The sequence below is a fragment of the Pseudomonas sp. MYb60 genome (assembly GCF_002979555.1).
GTDB lineage: Bacteria > Pseudomonadota > Gammaproteobacteria > Pseudomonadales > Pseudomonadaceae > Aquipseudomonas.
On sequence record NZ_PCOZ01000013.1, the window covers coordinates 46,772 to 61,952 of the forward strand.

A 15,181-nucleotide genomic window follows, 5' to 3' on the forward strand; every position below is an offset into this window, starting at 1 on the left:
CGACATGGATTGGGCTGCCATTTTCTCCCTGCAAATCGTGGGTGCCATCGCCACGCTGGTGCTGCTGAGCATCGGCCTAGCGGTGGTGTTCGGGATGATGAAAATCATCAACCTGGCCCACGGTGAATTCATGATGCTCGGCGGTTACGTCGCCGTGCTCGCCACCCATCACCTGCACGTGCCCATCTGGATTTCGATCCTGGTGCTGGCGCCTTTGAGCGTGGGGTTGTTCGGCATGCTGGTGGAGCGCCTGCTGGTGCGGCACCTGTACGGCCGCATGATCGATACCATGCTCGCCACCTGGGGGCTGAGCCTGGCACTGACCGGCGCGGCCACCATGCTGTTCGGCAACACCACGGTGGGCATCAGTTCGCCGTTGCCGGGCGTCAGCATTGGCGCCTATCAAACCAGCGGCTACGGCCTGTTTGTGATCGGCGTAGCGGTGGCTGTGCTGCTGGGCATGTGGGCGTTGCTGCGCTTTACCCACTTTGGCCTGTGCGCCCGCGCCACCATGCAGAACGCCAAGATGGCGGCGGCGCTGGGCGCCAACCCCGGGCGCATCTACAGCCTCACGTTCGGGCTGGGCGCGGCGCTGGCCGGTCTCGGTGGCGCGGTGCTGGCACCGCTCACCGGGGTGATTCCCACGCTGGGCGCCAGCTACATCGCCAAGGCGTTCATTACCGTGATCGGCGGCGGCAGTGCGGTGATTACCGGCACCCTCAGCGCCGCCGGCGGCTTCGGCGTGATCAGCCAGGTGGTGACGTTCTTCAGCACCCCAGTGTTCGGTGAAGTGGCGTTGCTGCTGGCGGCCATTGTGTTGATCCGCGTATTGCCCCAAGGCATTACCGGTCGTTTCTTTCGGAGGGCGTTCTGATGCCTGTTGATACCCGCACCCTGCTGCCCGTACTCGGCTGCGCCCTGGCCGCCGTGCTGGTGGCGGTCCTGCCGCAGTGGCTGGACCTGTTTACCCTGCTGTCCCTGACCATCTACCTGGTGATGGCGCTGTTGGCGCTGAGCCTGGCGTTTATCTGGGGTTTTGGCGGCATCCTGTGCTTCGGCCAGGCGGCGTTTTTCGGCCTCGGGGCTTACGCTTATGCCATCGGTGTGATCAACCTGGGCGACAGCACCTGGCCGGTATTGCTGGCCATCGCGGTGCCGGCGCTGGTGGCGGCGGCCATGGGTTACTTCATGTTCTACGGCGGTATCAGCGACGTATACCTAGGCGTGATTACCCTCGCGGTCACCCTGATTCTGTTCAACGTGATGAACTCCACGTCCGGTTCCGAGTACCACATCGGCAGCGCCTTGCTCGGGGGGTTCAACGGTATCCCGGCGATTCCCACCCTCAACGTTCCGTTCAACCCCGAACGCGTGCTGGAGCCGGAAACCCTGTTCCAGGTGATCGGCGGCACGTTGATCCTCTGTTACCTGGGGCTGCGTGGGCTGCTCGCCAGCCGCTTCGGCAAGGTGGTGGTGGCGATCCGCGAGAATGAACAACGCGCTGGCCTGCTGGGCTACGACACGCGCCTGCACAAGCTGATCGTATTCAGCCTGGGCGGCGGCATCGCCGGGCTGGCGGGCTGCCTGTTCGCCAACTGGGGCGCGTTTGTCAGCCCCGGCGTATTCGGGCTGGCGCAGTCGGCGCAGATCATCATCTGGGTGATCGTCGGCGGACGCGGCACCCTGTTCGGGCCAATCCTGGCGTGCATCGGCATCCAGGCACTGATGGCACGGCTGGGTGAACAGCAGCATGTGGACAGCGGCTTTGTGCTGGGCCTGATCCTGCTGGCCTTTGTCATGTTGCTGCCGCGCGGCTTGCTGCCGACCTTGAGCAGCGGCGTCGCGCGCGTTTTCCAACGTCGCCCGCAACCGATCCCGACCCAGGAGCGCGCACTATGAGCCTGTTGCAAACCCAAGGCCTGGGCGTCAGCTTTGGCGGCGTGCATGCGGTCAATGCCGTCGACTTCAGCCTGGAAAGCGGCGAACTGCGCTGCCTGATCGGCCCCAATGGCGCCGGCAAAAGCACGTTTTTCAAGATGCTCAGCGGCCAGCTCAAACCTACCCGTGGCGTGTGCCACTTCAAGGGCCAGCGCATTTCCGGGCGGGCACCGCATCAAGTCGCCCGCCTTGGCATCGGCATCAAGACCCAGGCCCCCAGCGTGTTCGATGGCCTGGATGTGCTCGAAAACCTGCGCCTGGCCGCCAGCCGCCGGCAAGGCCCTGGCCACGCCCGCAACACCGCCGAGGAAACCCTGGAACGCATCGGCCTCACCGAATTGCGCACGCGCCTGGTCGGGGACTTGGCCCACGGCCAACGCCAGTGGGTGGAGCTGGGCATGATTCTCGCCTCGCGCCCGGAACTGGTCCTGCTGGACGAACCCGCTGCCGGCATGACCTACCAGGAAGTGCGCAAGACCGCCGCGCTGATCAAGGAAATCAACGCCCACAGCACCGTGGTGGTGGTCGAGCACGACATGGAATTCATCCGCCTGATCGCCGGCACCGTCACCGTCTTCAACCAAGGCGCGATCCTGGCCCAAGGCAGTTTTGCCGAGGTGACCCAGGACCCCGCCGTGCGCGAAGCCTACCTGGGCAAGCAGGAGATCAAACATGCTTGATGTCACTGGTTTATCCGCCGGTTACGGGCGTATTCCCGTGCTGCGCGACGTTCGCTTGAGCTGCGCGGCCAATACCTGCGTGGGCGTGCTGGGTCGCAACGGCATGGGCAAGACCACCCTGCTGCGCGCCTTGATGGGCGAACTCCCCGCCATGGCCGGCAGCCTGCACTTTGCCGGTGAAGACCTGAGCCAGGCCGCCGCCCACAAACGTGCGCGCGCCGGTATCGGCTACGTGCCACAGGGTCGGCAGATTTTCCCGTTCCTGAGCGTGCGGGAAAACCTGCGCATGGGTTGCGTGAAAGACTTCGCCAACGCCGACGCGACCATCGAACGCATCCTCGCCTACTTTCCGCGCCTGCACCGCCTGCTCGACCAACCCGGCGGCGCGCTGTCCGGCGGTGAGCAGCAGCTGCTGGCCCTGGCCCGCTGCCTGTGCGGCGAGCCGAAGATAATCTTGCTGGACGAGCCCACGGAAGGCATCCAGCCCTCGATCTGCGACGAAATCATTGAAACCCTGCAACGCCTGCGTGTGGAACAGAGCCTGGCGGTGATCCTGGTTGAACAGGACATCGAGTTTCTCAGTGCCTTGTCCGACCGCATCCTGATCATCGAGAACGGCCAACTGGTGGACGAAGTCGACCCGGCCCTCACCAGCGCCGAAGCCATCGCCGAGCGCTTCATGGGCTTTCATGTATAAGGAACCTGTCATGTCGATTCAACGCCCTACCCTGGCCGATCTCACCGAGGTCGGTCACCGCCTTGGCTTGCAAATGGCCGAGCCGTTGCTGCACGAATACGCGCACATTCTCGAAGCCGTGTGGCAGGACTACGACCGTCTCGATTCAATCACCCAGCCACCCGCGCCACCCCGTTACCCGCGGGGCCCCGGCCAGGTGCCGCAGGACAACCCCTACAACGCCTGGTACATACGCACCGACATCCAGGGCGCCGCCACCGGCAAGCTGGCGGGCAAACGCGTGGCGCTCAAGGACAATATCTGCCTGGCCGGCGTGCCAATGATGAACGGCGCCTCGACCCTGCAGGGCTACGTGCCGGACCTCGACGCCACCGTAGCCACCCGCGTGCTGGACGCCGCCGGGCTGATCCTCGGCAAGGCCCACTGCGAGTTTTTCTGCGTGTCGGGCAGCAGCCACACCAACGCCACCGGTGCGGTGCACAACCCGCGCAATCCGGGGCATTCCACCGGGGGTTCGTCTTCAGGCTGCGCGGCATTGATCGCCGCCGGCGAAGTGGACCTGGGCATCGGCACCGACCAAGGCGGCTCGGTACGGATTCCGGCGGCCTATTCAGGCATCTACGGCATGAAGCCGACCCATGGGCTGATCCCCTACACCGGCATCATGCCCATCGAAATGACTTTGGACCACGCTGGGATCATGAGTGCCAACCTTGCAGACAATGCGCTGCTGCTGGAGGTGCTGGCCGGCGCCGACGGGCTGGATCCGCGCCAGGATCGCGTGGTGCCCACCGAAGCCTACACCCAGGCGCTCGGCAAGGGCTGCGAGGGTCTGCGTATCGGCGTGGTGCGCGAAGGCTTCGGCCATGCCAACTCCGAAGCCGATGTGGACGCCGCCGTGCGGCGTGCGGCGGCGTTGTTCGAAGGCCTGGGCGCACGGGTCGAGGATATTTCGATCCCACTGCACGCCCTGGGCCATGCGATCTGGACGCCGATTGCAGTGGAAGGCACCACCCAGTTGCTGCGCGGCTACAATTACGGCTCGAACTGGAAAGGCCTGTATGTGGAAAGCCTGATGAACGCCCAGCAGGATTGGCAAAGCGAGGCCGGGCGTTTCCCCCACGACCTGAAAACCTGCCTGCTGGCCGGCGAGTACGCGTACCAGCGCTTTGGCGGCCGGTATTACGCCAGGGCCCAGAATGCCGCCCGTCAGCTGCGCGCGGCCTACGACCAGCAATTGCAGGATTTCGACGTGCTGCTGATGCCCACCGTACCGCTCAAGGCGCCCAGGCTGCCCACGGCAGATGCATCGGCCAGCGAATGGGTGCAACGGGCCCTGGAAATGAACGCCAATACCGCGCCGTTCGATGTCACCGGCCACCCGGCGCTGTCAGTCCCTTGCGGGCTTGCCAGCGGCCTGCCGGTCGGCATGATGCTGGTGGCGCGCGATTACGGCGAGGCCATGCTGTATCAAGTGGCGCACGCGTTTGAACACCACATCGACTGGGAAAGCCTGACGTCATGAGCACCCCCGACTACAAAGTCGGCCTGCTGTTTTCCGAGTGCAGCCTCACCGCTGCCTCGGAGACCACCCAGGCCAATGCCACTCACCTGGCGATTGCCGAGGTCAACGACGCCGGCGGTATACAGGGCCGTTTGCTGTTACCGGTGGACGGGCATCCCGGTGCCGAACCTGCGGACTACCGCGACAGCGCTCTGCGCCTGTGCGACGAACACCAGGTGCAGGTGCTGTTCGGCACGCACATGTCGAGCACCCGCAAAACCGTGCTGCCGGTGGTCGAGAGCCGCCGTCGCCTGCTGTTCTACCCCACGCTCTACGAAGGGTTCGAGTACTCGCCGTGGTGCTACTACACCGGCTCCGCGCCCAACCAGAACTCGGTGCAACTGGCACGCTACGTGTTGGAGCATTTCGGCAACCGGGTGCTGTTCGTCGGCGGTTCCTATGTGTACCCGTTCGAGTCCAACCGCATCATGCGCGAACTGTTCGAACAGGCCGGCGGCGAAGTGGTGGACGAGATCTACCTGCCCTTCCACGCCACCGCCGAGGACTTCGAGCGGGTGATGCAACAGGTGCGCGCGACGGCACCGGATGCGATCTACTCGACCATCGTCGGCAGCGATATTCCGGCGCTGCACCGCGCCTATCGCCAGGCCGGTTTCGACCCGGCGCGCATGCCCATCGTCAGCCTCGCCACCAACGAGGTCGACGTGTTGTGCATGAGCGCTGAGGAGGCCGAGGGGCACGTCTCGGCGGCGCCGTGGTTCTCGACCTTGCAGACGCCCGCCAGCCAGGCCTTTGTGGCCCGTTACCGAGCACGTTTCGGTGACGATGCACCGCTGACAGCGGGCGCCGAGGCCGCGTATTTCCAGGTGCATCTGTTCGCCGAAGCGGCGCGACGGGCGGACGGCCCATCCGTCGAAGCGTTGCGCCAGGCCTTGGCTGGGGCACAGTACGAAGCGCCCCAGGGCCGCGTGCACATCGACGCCGACACCCACCACACCTGGCTGTGGCCACGCATCGCCCGCCTCGACCACCAGCGTCGCTTCGAGCTGGTGGTGCAAAGCGAGCAACCGGTGAAACCGAGCCCCTACATGGTCGACTACCAACTGGATGGTCAGCCATGAGCGGCGGGAGGTCGAGATGAGCAACGCACCGTCACTGTTGCGTGAACTCAAGGGCCTGCGCGTGCTGGTGATCCACCCGGTGGACGCCGAAGCCCGCGTGGTGCTGGACCAGTTGCAGCGCATCGGCTGCATCGTCGAGCAATGCTGGCCGGTGCCCACGCATTTGCCGGAGCACACCGACGTGGTGCTGCTGGCCGTGGAACTCAGCCAGCGCCTGAACACCCAGGCGCTGGTGGAGGGCCTGAGCGAGCAGGCGCCGCCGATCATCGCCGTGGTGGGTTATGAAAACCCGTCGATGCTGCAACTGGTGCTGGAAACCCAGCCGGCGGCCGTCATCGAGCGCCCGCTGCGGCCCTTCGGCCTGTTGACCCAGTTGCTGATGGCCCGCGCCGCCTGGCGGGCGCGCATCGACATGCTGGCGCAACTGCGCAAATTGCAGACCCGCCAGCCGGCAGTGTCCAAGATTTCCATGGCCAAGGCACTGCTCATGGCCCGTCATCGCATTGGCGAAAACGACGCCCATCGCCGCCTGCAACGCGACGCCATGGCCAGTCGCAGCAGCATGGAAGCGGTGGCACAGGCTATTATCGACGCTGGCCTGCCCCCTCAACCCGAATAAGCACCCCGTGCATCCAAGAATACGTAGAGGTTATTTATGCAAGCTTTCAACTTCAGCACCACCGCCCACTTGATCTGCGCCAGCGGCGCCGCCGCCCAGCTGGCCGAGCATTGCGCCGCAAGGGGCGCGCGTAACGTGCTGCTGGTGACCGACGCCGGCATCCTGCGCCATAACCTGCTGGATTCGGTGCTGCCCGGTTTCGACGCCGCCGATATCAACCTGCAGGTCTACAGTGATGTGCTCGCCGACCCGGCCGAGGAACTGGTGCTGGCCGCCACGGCGCAAGCCCGCGCGATGGGGGCCGACCTGATCGTTGGCTTCGGCGGCGGCAGCTCCATGGACACCGCCAAACTGGTGGCCTACCTCGCTGCCCCCGGCCAACGCCAGGGGCTGGCGGACATCTACGGCGTCAACCAGGCAAACGGCGCGCGCCTGCCGCTGATCCAGGTGCCGACCACCGCCGGCACCGGTTCGGAAGTCACGCCGATTTCCATCGTCACCACTGCGACTGGCAAGTCCGGCGTGGTGTCGTCGCAGTTACTGCCGGACCTGGCGATTCTCGATGCCCAGCTCACCGTCGGCCTGCCCGGGCCAGTCACCGCCGCCACCGGCATCGACGCCATGGTGCACGCCATTGAGGCCTACACCAGCAAGGTGCGCAAAAACCCGATTTCCGACCTGCTGGCCCGCGAAGCACTGCGCCTGCTCAGCACCCACCTCGAAACCGCTGTGCGCGACCCGCAAAATCTCGAGGCCCGCCAAGCCATGCTGCTGGGCGCGTGCCTGGCCGGCCAGGCCTTCGCCAACGCGCCAGTGGCGGCGGTGCATGCGCTGGCCTATCCACTGGGGATTACGTTTCACCTGCCCCACGGTTTGTCCAACGCGCTGGTGCTTCACCAGGTGCTGGCCTTCAACCTGTCCCACGCCCGCGATCTCTACGCTGAGCTGGCCCCCTGCGTATTGGGCGAACGCCTGCTGCCCGGCGACGGGGCCGCCCAGTTCATCGCCGAACTGCAACGCCTCCACGCCGCCGTCGACCTGCCGCTGCGCCTGCGCGACGCCGGGGTGACCCAGGAAAGCCTGCCGGAACTGGCCCGCAGCGCGATGCAGCAGCAACGGTTGCTGGTCAACAATCCGCGCGAGGTGGCAGAGGCGGACGCGCTGGCGATTTATCGGGCGGCGTATTGATAACGCCTATTGGGGTAAAGCCTTCAGCGCCTTAGCGGGTTGAAGGCAATACACCGCCATCGGGGGCAAGCCCCCTCCCACCTTTATTTTTTGGAATGCGATCTGCTGTGGGAGACGTCGAGCTTCAGCGAGGCTTCGAAGGCGGGCCCAACGTCAGGACTTCAGGTTCTTGATACTGGCGAAGGTCGACTCCCCCCGTGCGTGCTCCAGCGCATTCATCGGCAGGGGCACGGGCAGTGCGGGCATGATTGGCTTGATCACGATGGAGCGCTCGCTGTCCGTGACCGAACGCTCGTCGCTGGGCGGCACGCCAAAGTACTCGCGGTAGCATTTGGAGAAATGCGGCGTGGACACGAACCCGCAGAGCAGCGCCAGTTCGACGATGGAGATGGGGGTCTGCTTGAGCAGTTGCCGCGCGCGGATCAGCCGCAACCGCAGGTAGTAACGCGAAGGTGAACAGTTGAGGTACTTCTGGAACATGCGCTCGAGCTGGCGGCGCGACAGTGCGACATAGTCGGCCAACTCGTCCAGGTTGATCGGCTCTTCGAGGTTGGCCTCCATCAGCGCCACGATTTCCTGCAACTTGGGCTGCTGGGTGCCGAGCATGTGCTTGAGGGGCACGCGCTGGTGATCCTGCTCGTTGCGGATGCGTTCGTACACGAACATATCGGAGATGGCCGCCGACAGCTCGTGGCCGTGATCGCGGCCGATCAGGTGCAACATCATGTCCATCGGCGCGGTGCCGCCGGAACTGGTGAGGCGGTCGCGGTCCAGGGTGAACAGGCTGGAACTGACGGCAACCCGTGGAAACGCTTCCTGCATGGCCGCCAGCCATTCCCAGTGCACGCTGCACTCATAGCCATCGAGCAAGCCTGCGCGGGCCAGCACCCAACTGCCGGTGCAGATGCCACCCAGGCGTTTGGAATACCGCGCCTGGGTGCGCAGCCATTTGATCAGTTCGCCGGTCACGGTGCTCTGGATACCGATGCCACCGCACACCACCACGATGTCGCTGGACGGCGCACTGACAAGCGAGCCGTCCGGGGTGATCGGCACACCGTCGCTGGCCCATACCGGGTTACCGTCGGGGCTGGCGGTGTTCCAGCGATACAGCTCCTGGCCCGACAGCTGGTTGGCCATGCGCAGGGGCTCGACGGCCGACGCCAGCGAGATCAGCGTGAACTGGTCCAGCAGCAAAAACACGATGCTGCTTACCGGCCGCGCGCTCATGGTCGAGAAGCTGCAGGCACGGTTATTTGCCGAGGTTCAGGGTGGCGCGTGGTGATCAGCCCGATCAGGGAAATCATCAGGGCCAGGCCAAGGGTCGACGACACTTCGAAGCGGTGTTCAGGCGTCACCACCATCACCCCCAGCGCTGCGCAGATGAAGGCGATGACCAACCAGGTCAACCAAGGAAACAGCCACATCTGGAACGTCAGCGTGACATTGCGCTGGCGCAGGACTTTGCGCATGCGCAGTTGCGACACGGCGATCACCAGGTACACCAGCAAGGCGATGGCACCGGAACTGGCGAGCAAGAACTGGAACAGCCCGGCCGGCATGAAGTAACTCAGCAAGGTCACACCCGCTCCCAGCACCGTACTGGCAATCACTGCGGCACGGGGCACGCTGGCCGCCGACGTTTTCTTTACCATCGCCGGGGCATCGCCGCGCTTGCCCAGGGAAAACAGCATGCGCGAGGCGATGTAGATCGAGGAGTTCATGCAACTGGCCACGGCGATCAACACCACCACGTCCACCATCAGCTTGGCGTGGGGAATGTTCATCAACTCCAGGGCACGCTGGTAGGAGCCGACTGACGCCAGCAACGGGTCATTCCAGGGCACCACGGAAATCACCACGAAGATCGACAGCAGGTAGAACACGCCGATGCGCCACATCACCGAGCGCGTGGCGCGGGCGATGTTCTGCGCCGGGTTATTGGATTCGGCCGCCGCGATGGTGACCGCTTCGGTGCCGATAAAACTGAACATGATGGTGATGAAAGCGCCGACCACGGCGGACAACCCGTTAGGCGCAAACCCGCCGTGATCTTCCATCAGGCGGCTCAGGCCGCTGGCCTCGCGTTCGGGAATCCAGCCCATCAGCACCGCAACACCTACGCCGATAAAGCCGATGATTGCCACCACCTTGGCCATGGCAAACCAGAATTCGAACTCGCCGTACTTGGAGACGCTGAACAGGTTGGTGACCACCAGCAAAAAAATCGACAGCAAGGCAAACAGCCAGGCGTCGATCTGTGGAAACCATTGGTTGAGGATATGCCCGGCGGCCAAGGCTTCGATGGGAATCACCAGCACCCAGAACCACCAATACAGCCAGCCGATGGTAAAGCCGGCCCAGCGGCCGATGGCCTGGTCGGCATAGGTGGAAAACGAGCCGGTGTCGGGGTTGGCCACCGCCATCTCCCCGAGCATGCGCATCACCAACACCACCAGCAGCCCGGAAAACAGATAGGCCAGCATCACCGCCGGCCCCGCCGCCACAATCGCGTGGCCAGAGCCGACAAACAACCCCGCGCCGATGATGCCTGCAATTGACAGCATGGTCACATGACGCGGCTTGAAGCCCTGCGCCAACTGCCCGTTGGAATCCTTGGAACTCAGGCTATTCATATTTTCTTATTCTCGGTGATCGTCGTTCAGGCGTACTGACTGAAGAGTCAGGCGATCATCATTTCTTAATGATGGGTCACCTTACGCGGGCCGAGCCGGGGAAAAATAGCCTGAGAGCGGCACAGTTGCGCCTGATATCGACATACCCAAGGCTGGGCGACCGGACCTCCGATTACGATTCACGCCTGCAGCCCGGCTGCTCAACCCTGACGCTAGCGATATCCGCGCGCCTGAACATCGAACAAATCGGCGTAACGCCCGCCCGCCGCCATCAGTTGGTCATGGCTGCCCTGCTCCAGGATCTGCCCGCGCTCGAGCACAATGATATGGTCGGCGCTGCGCACGCTGGAGAAGCGGTGGGAAATCAGCAGGGTCATGCGCCCCTTGGCATGCTCGCGAAAGTGCTCGAACACCGCGGCTTCCGCGCCGGCGTCCAGGGCAGCCGTCGGTTCATCGAGGATCAGCAGGTCGGCGTCCTGGCGCATATAGGCCCGTGACAAGGCGACTTTCTGCCACTGCCCGCCGGACAGTTCCTGGCCACCAAACCAGCGTCCCAACTGCGTTGCATACGTGTCGCTCAGCCGCTCGATAAACTCGGCGGCCACCCCTTGCGTCGCGGCGCTGCGCCAGCGGTCCTGGTCGTTCAAGGCGTTGACGTCCCCCACGCCCAGGTTTTCGCCGACGGTCATCTGATAGCGGATGTAATCCTGGAATATCACGCCCACGCGTTGGCGCAAGGCCTGTTCGTCCCAGTCCTGGAGATCGCTGCCATCAAGCAGGATACACCCGGTGTCCGGGGCATACAGGCGGGTCAGCAGCTTGATCAGGCTGGTCTTGCCCGAGCCGTTTTCCCCCACCAGCGCGAGGCTTTGCCCTGGGGCCAGGTGCAGGCTGATGTCGCGCAGTGCGGGCGTGTCAGCGCCGGGATAGGTAAAGCTGACGTGTTCACAGCGCACACCGTCCCCCGGTCGCGCGCCTTGGGTCAGTCGGCCTTGCGCAACCACCACGGGCGTTTCGAGGTACTCATACAAGTCCGAGAGGAACAAGCTGTCGTCATAGAGGCCGGCGATGGCGCTGAGGCTCGCGCTGATTGCGCTTTGGCCTTGCTTGAAGAGCACGATGTACATGGTCATCTGGCCCAGGCTGGTCTGGCCGCGCACCGTGTCGAGCACCACCCAGGCATAGGCCAGGTAAAACGCCGCGGTGCCCAGCAGGCCCAGTGCGAAGCCCCAGGCGTCGCGGCGCACGGTCAGTTGGCGGTCCTCTGCGTACAAGCGTTCGGCATTGTCGCGGTAGCGCTTGAGGAACAACGGCGCCAGTCCAAACAGTTTGACCTCCTTGGCGTGCGCTTCGTGGGACAGCAACGACTCGAGGTAATTCTGCTGGCGGGTCTCCGGCGCGCGCCGGTGGAACAGGCGGAACGCATTCCCGGAAAAATGCGTCTCGGCAAAGAACACCGGCAACGCCCCCACCACCAGGATCAACAGCGCCCACGGCGAAAAATGCACCAGCAACACGGCGAAGCTGACCAGCGAAATAAGGTTCTGCACCAACCCCAGGCCCTTGGTCACCAGGCTCAGGGGGCGGGTCGAGGCGCCCTGGCGCACACGCACCAGCTTGTCGTAGAACTCGGCGTCTTCAAATTGCAGCAGTGAAAGGGTCTGGGCTTTCTCCAGCACCATCAGGTTGACCTTGACCCCCAGCCTCACCCGCAACAGCGACTGCTGCATCGACAGCGCCCGTTGTGCCGCCGCCAGCAGGGCCAGCACGCCAGCCTCGGCGAGCACATAGCGCATCACCGGCCACACCGGTGCCTGGCTGCCGGCGGCATGAACCTGCATGGCATCGACCACACCGTCGACGATGCGCTGGCCGATCCAGGCCGCCAGTGCCGGCAACAGCCCGGCAATGATCGTCGCCAGCAACAGGCCCAGGAACAGTGGCCGCGAGGTTTCCCACACCAGCCCCAGGGCCCTGCGCGCCTGGAGGGAAAACACGCTGACTCGGTTGAACAACATCATGAATGGCGGGGTCTCCAAGGGCGAGGATGAGATCCGCCGCGACGGCACCCGAGGCGACGGGGGCCAATAGCATGCGGTAAACGGACTATCCTCAATCATCGACGACGTTATTCAAAGCGTATTTCATCGACGCGGCTCGACCAGCAGTAACAAGGACATTGAAATGCCTGGACGCAAACAGCTAAACGACGTGAGCAGCCCACCGGAGACGATCCCGATCATCACGGTCAGCGCTCGCGCCGCATTCCGCCTGACAGTCGCGTTCATGCTGGCCGTGATCCTGGCGTTCCTGGCGGTGGAAGGCTGGCGCACCTGGCGCGACTATCACGCGGCCTTCGCGTCCGCCCGCGACTCCGTCACCAACCTGGCACGCGCCACCGCCCAGCACGCCGAAGACGCCATCCGCCAAGTGGACGTGTTGACGGCCGCGCTGGGGGAACGGGTGGAAGGCGACGGCTTGCAGAGCATCAACGTACCGCGCATTCACAATCTGTTGGTGCAGCAGGCCAGGCTCATGCCGCAATTGCATGGGCTGTTCATCTACGGCCCGGATGGGCACTGGATCGTGACGGACAAAGAGGTGATCCCCGACCCGGTCAACAATGCCGACCGCGATTACTTCCAATATCACCGCACCCACACCGACAGAGAGGTGCGCATCGGCGAGGTGGTCAAGAGCAAGTCCACCGACGACCTGATCATCCCTATTTCACGGCGCTTGAATAACCCCGACGGTTCCTTCGCGGGGGTGCTGCTGGGCACCATCAAGGTCAGTTATTTCGTCGATTACTACGGTGACTTCAAGATCGATGACAAAGGCGCGCTGGTGCTCGCCCTGCGCAGCGGCACCATCCTGGTACGGCGCCCCTTCATTGCCTCCGTGGTCGGCCAGAGCCTGTCGGACAGTGCGATTTTCAAGCGTTTCCTGCCGGTCTCCAGCGAGGGCATCGCCGAGGTCAAGGCCGTGGTGGATGACACCGAGCGTCTGTATGGCTACAGGGCTTTGACCACCTACCCGCTGGTCGTTGAGGCCGGGTTGTCGCGCGAATCGATCATCGCCCCATGGCGCTGGGACCTGTTCAAGACCGGGTTTGTGTTGTTCTTCCTGATCAGTGCGTTCACGGTGTTCGGGCTGATTGTGTTGAATCAACTGCGCCAGCGCATGCGCATGGAAAAAGCCCTGCGCGTGGCGCATCAATCCATGCGCGACATGGCCTTGACCGACAGCCTTACCGGCCTGGGCAACCGCCGACGCCTGGACAGCGCACTGGAGGACGAGATTCGCCTGGCAACGCGCCAGCGCTCGACGCTGGCGTTGATCATGCTGGATGTCGACTACTTCAAACCCTACAACGACACCTACGGGCACGCGGCCGGTGATGACTGCCTGAGTGCCGTGGGCGCGGCGATTTCACGTGCGGTGAAACGCCCCGGGGACCTCGCGGTGCGGTACGGCGGCGAAGAATTCGCGGTGTTGCTGCCCAACACCGACAGCGAGGGCGCCGCCATCGTCGCCCACGATATCCTCGAGGCCATTCGCTCACAGCGCATCGAACACAGTGCCCACCCGCTGGGGCACGTGACGGCCAGCGCCGGCATCGCCAGTGGCACGCCGGCCGAGCGACCGCTGACGCCCGGCAGCCTGATCAACGCGGCGGACAAAATGCTCTACAGGGCCAAACAGAGTGGCAGGGACCGCTACTGCGTGGCTGCTGCGCTGGCTGAGTCAAGCGTGCACCCGGGGTGTACTCATTGAGTGCAGGGCTTTCTGCCACAGATCGACTGCATGCGTGCGGTGTCTTGCGGCGAGAACATCAGCGGTGCCACCACCTCCTGCACGCCCGACGCATCAGTCTGCGGCGGCGAATCACCCATGGAGATCCGTGCTGCGGCCTTCATGACCCAGCTGTCCACATTGCCGTCGCCGGAGCTTGTGACAAGCGTTACCTGCGGCGTGCCGCTGTCCGCCTTGAAGCGATAGGACAACCTCACGCCCCTGGCGGCGCCTGAGGCATTGACTGCATCGAACACTTCGCGCACCGCCATGCGACGGTTCTGTTCGCGGACAAACCCTGCCAGCCACAGTTGCTGGTAGCGCTTGGCTTGCGCTTCATCGAACGCCAGCCCCTGGTTGTGCAAGCGGATCATCGCCTCCCAGGGGTTGTCGTGATATCGCTCGCTCGACGCCAGGTACAGCGCCATGGCGCCCTTCGGGTCCTTGGGCCCGCCTTTGCCCTCCTCCATCAAGCGGCCCAGGGGCAACACCGCATTCGAGCCCGAGAGCCGATAGAACTCGCGGGCCTTGGCGTAATCCACCGGTTCGCCTTCACCGCGTTCGGCCATCTGGCCCAACAGGATGTTGGAGGACGGATTGACGCGCGCCGACTCGACGAACAGCGCGCGCGCCTGGTTGAAGTCCTGGTCCACGCCGTGTCCGCCCTCCTGATAGAGCTTGCCCAGCCACGCCTTGCACGAGGCATTGCCGTAGTCGGCAAAACGTTCGATGTAACGCAGGTTGTCAGGGTCAAATGGCTTTTTACCGGCGAACAGCATGCAGCGCACGCTCACCAGCGAGGAGTCGTAGTCCGCGGGACGGGTGATGCTCTGGCAGCCAGCGAGCGCAGCCACCAGCAGCAGGAGGGAAAGAGGTCTGAACATAGCGTCCGTGCGTCCGTAAAAAATAAGCGGGCGATTATGCCATTGATCAGACAAAGGCGCTTTGAGGCGCGAAATGCTTGATCCACAGAGCCATAAAG

At 64.1% G+C, this 15,181-nt stretch carries 13 protein-coding genes; 9 read left to right on the plus strand and 4 right to left on the minus strand.

What is annotated here, in order from left to right:
* Positions 1 to 4 precede the first annotated feature (4 nt).
* From CQ041_RS19950 to CQ041_RS19985, 8 genes are read left to right on the plus strand one after another with little or no spacing between them, the layout of a single operon-like run.
* On the plus strand, positions 5 to 874 hold the full coding sequence (locus CQ041_RS19950; protein WP_105524173.1) for a branched-chain amino acid ABC transporter permease: 870 nt from the start codon (positions 5 to 7) through the stop codon (positions 872 to 874).
* A complete protein-coding gene (locus CQ041_RS19955) occupies positions 874 to 1,899 on the plus strand; it encodes a branched-chain amino acid ABC transporter permease (protein WP_105524174.1) in 1,026 nt (341 codons plus the stop codon). The genes CQ041_RS19950 and CQ041_RS19955 overlap by 1 nt, the downstream gene beginning before the upstream one ends.
* Positions 1,896 to 2,618, plus strand: a complete 723-nt coding sequence (locus CQ041_RS19960) for an ATP-binding cassette domain-containing protein (RefSeq protein ID WP_105524175.1) — start codon at positions 1,896 to 1,898, stop codon at positions 2,616 to 2,618. The genes CQ041_RS19955 and CQ041_RS19960 overlap by 4 nt, the downstream gene beginning before the upstream one ends.
* Positions 2,611 to 3,315 (plus strand): ABC transporter ATP-binding protein, encoded by a 705-nt coding sequence (locus CQ041_RS19965; RefSeq protein ID WP_105524176.1) that lies wholly within the window; start codon positions 2,611 to 2,613, stop codon positions 3,313 to 3,315. Before CQ041_RS19960 ends, CQ041_RS19965 begins: the two co-directional genes overlap by 8 nt.
* Positions 3,316 to 3,325: 10 nt before the next feature.
* Entirely contained in the window at positions 3,326 to 4,840 is a 1,515-nt protein-coding gene (locus CQ041_RS19970; protein WP_105524177.1) for an amidase, read from the plus strand.
* Complete coding sequence (locus tag CQ041_RS19975) at positions 4,837 to 5,961, plus strand: transporter substrate-binding domain-containing protein (RefSeq protein ID WP_105524178.1); 1,125 nt, start codon at positions 4,837 to 4,839, stop codon at positions 5,959 to 5,961. The genes CQ041_RS19970 and CQ041_RS19975 overlap by 4 nt, the downstream gene beginning before the upstream one ends.
* A 16-nt stretch (positions 5,962 to 5,977) precedes the next feature.
* Positions 5,978 to 6,580: an ANTAR domain-containing response regulator gene (locus CQ041_RS19980; RefSeq protein ID WP_105524179.1), complete on the plus strand. Its 603-nt coding sequence runs from the start codon at positions 5,978 to 5,980 to the stop codon at positions 6,578 to 6,580.
* A gap of 36 nt (positions 6,581 to 6,616) precedes the next feature.
* Positions 6,617 to 7,768: an iron-containing alcohol dehydrogenase gene (locus CQ041_RS19985; protein ID WP_105524180.1), complete on the plus strand. Its 1,152-nt coding sequence runs from the start codon at positions 6,617 to 6,619 to the stop codon at positions 7,766 to 7,768.
* Between the two features lie 153 nt (positions 7,769 to 7,921).
* Here CQ041_RS19985 and CQ041_RS19990 read toward each other — a convergent pair whose 3' ends face one another.
* The 3 genes from CQ041_RS19990 to CQ041_RS20000 all read right to left on the minus strand — a co-directional run bounded on the left by CQ041_RS19990 (position 7,922) and on the right by CQ041_RS20000 (position 12,425).
* Positions 7,922 to 8,998, minus strand: a complete 1,077-nt coding sequence (locus CQ041_RS19990; protein ID WP_105524181.1) for a GlxA family transcriptional regulator — start codon at positions 8,996 to 8,998, stop codon at positions 7,922 to 7,924.
* Entirely contained in the window at positions 8,995 to 10,404 is a 1,410-nt protein-coding gene (gene gabP, locus CQ041_RS19995; protein WP_105524182.1) for a GABA permease, read from the minus strand. Before gabP ends, CQ041_RS19990 begins: the two co-directional genes overlap by 4 nt.
* Before the next feature lie 212 nt (positions 10,405 to 10,616).
* Complete coding sequence (locus tag CQ041_RS20000) at positions 10,617 to 12,425, minus strand: ABC transporter ATP-binding protein (RefSeq protein ID WP_105524183.1); 1,809 nt, start codon at positions 12,423 to 12,425, stop codon at positions 10,617 to 10,619.
* Positions 12,426 to 12,588: 163 nt separating this feature from the next.
* On the opposite strand from CQ041_RS20000, the gene CQ041_RS20005 reads away from it, so the two are divergent.
* The gene (locus CQ041_RS20005; protein WP_105524184.1) at positions 12,589 to 14,181 is read left to right on the plus strand and encodes a GGDEF domain-containing protein; all 1,593 of its coding nucleotides are present in this window, start codon (positions 12,589 to 12,591) and stop codon (positions 14,179 to 14,181) included.
* On the opposite strand, the gene CQ041_RS20010 is transcribed toward CQ041_RS20005, so the two are convergent.
* Positions 14,175 to 15,083 (minus strand): tetratricopeptide repeat protein, encoded by a 909-nt coding sequence (locus CQ041_RS20010; RefSeq protein WP_105524185.1) that lies wholly within the window; start codon positions 15,081 to 15,083, stop codon positions 14,175 to 14,177. The two genes, CQ041_RS20005 and CQ041_RS20010, sit on opposite strands and share 7 nt — an antisense overlap.
* Between the last annotated feature and the right edge of the window lie 98 nt (positions 15,084 to 15,181).

Bases quoted from the DNA above. Each gene is read 5' to 3' on its own strand.
- CQ041_RS20005 (WP_105524184.1), top strand. From the start codon at position 12,589: ATGCCTGGACGCAAACAGCTAAACGACGTGAGCAGCCCACCGGAGACG.
- CQ041_RS19960 (WP_105524175.1), top strand. From the start codon at position 1,896: ATGAGCCTGTTGCAAACCCAAGGCCTGGGCGTCAGCTTTGGCGGCGTG.
- CQ041_RS19965 (WP_105524176.1), top strand. From the start codon at position 2,611: ATGCTTGATGTCACTGGTTTATCCGCCGGTTACGGGCGTATTCCCGTG.
- CQ041_RS19980 (WP_105524179.1), top strand. From the start codon at position 5,978: ATGAGCAACGCACCGTCACTGTTGCGTGAACTCAAGGGCCTGCGCGTG.
- CQ041_RS19955 (WP_105524174.1), top strand. From the start codon at position 874: ATGCCTGTTGATACCCGCACCCTGCTGCCCGTACTCGGCTGCGCCCTG.
- CQ041_RS20000 (WP_105524183.1), bottom strand. From the start codon at position 12,425: ATGATGTTGTTCAACCGAGTCAGCGTGTTTTCCCTCCAGGCGCGCAGG.
- CQ041_RS20010 (WP_105524185.1), bottom strand. From the start codon at position 15,083: ATGTTCAGACCTCTTTCCCTCCTGCTGCTGGTGGCTGCGCTCGCTGGC.
- CQ041_RS19985 (WP_105524180.1), top strand. From the start codon at position 6,617: ATGCAAGCTTTCAACTTCAGCACCACCGCCCACTTGATCTGCGCCAGC.
- CQ041_RS19970 (WP_105524177.1), top strand. From the start codon at position 3,326: ATGTCGATTCAACGCCCTACCCTGGCCGATCTCACCGAGGTCGGTCAC.
- CQ041_RS19990 (WP_105524181.1), bottom strand. From the start codon at position 8,998: ATGAGCGCGCGGCCGGTAAGCAGCATCGTGTTTTTGCTGCTGGACCAG.
- CQ041_RS19950 (WP_105524173.1), top strand. From the start codon at position 5: ATGGATTGGGCTGCCATTTTCTCCCTGCAAATCGTGGGTGCCATCGCC.
- gabP (WP_105524182.1), bottom strand. From the start codon at position 10,404: ATGAATAGCCTGAGTTCCAAGGATTCCAACGGGCAGTTGGCGCAGGGC.
- CQ041_RS19975 (WP_105524178.1), top strand. From the start codon at position 4,837: ATGAGCACCCCCGACTACAAAGTCGGCCTGCTGTTTTCCGAGTGCAGC.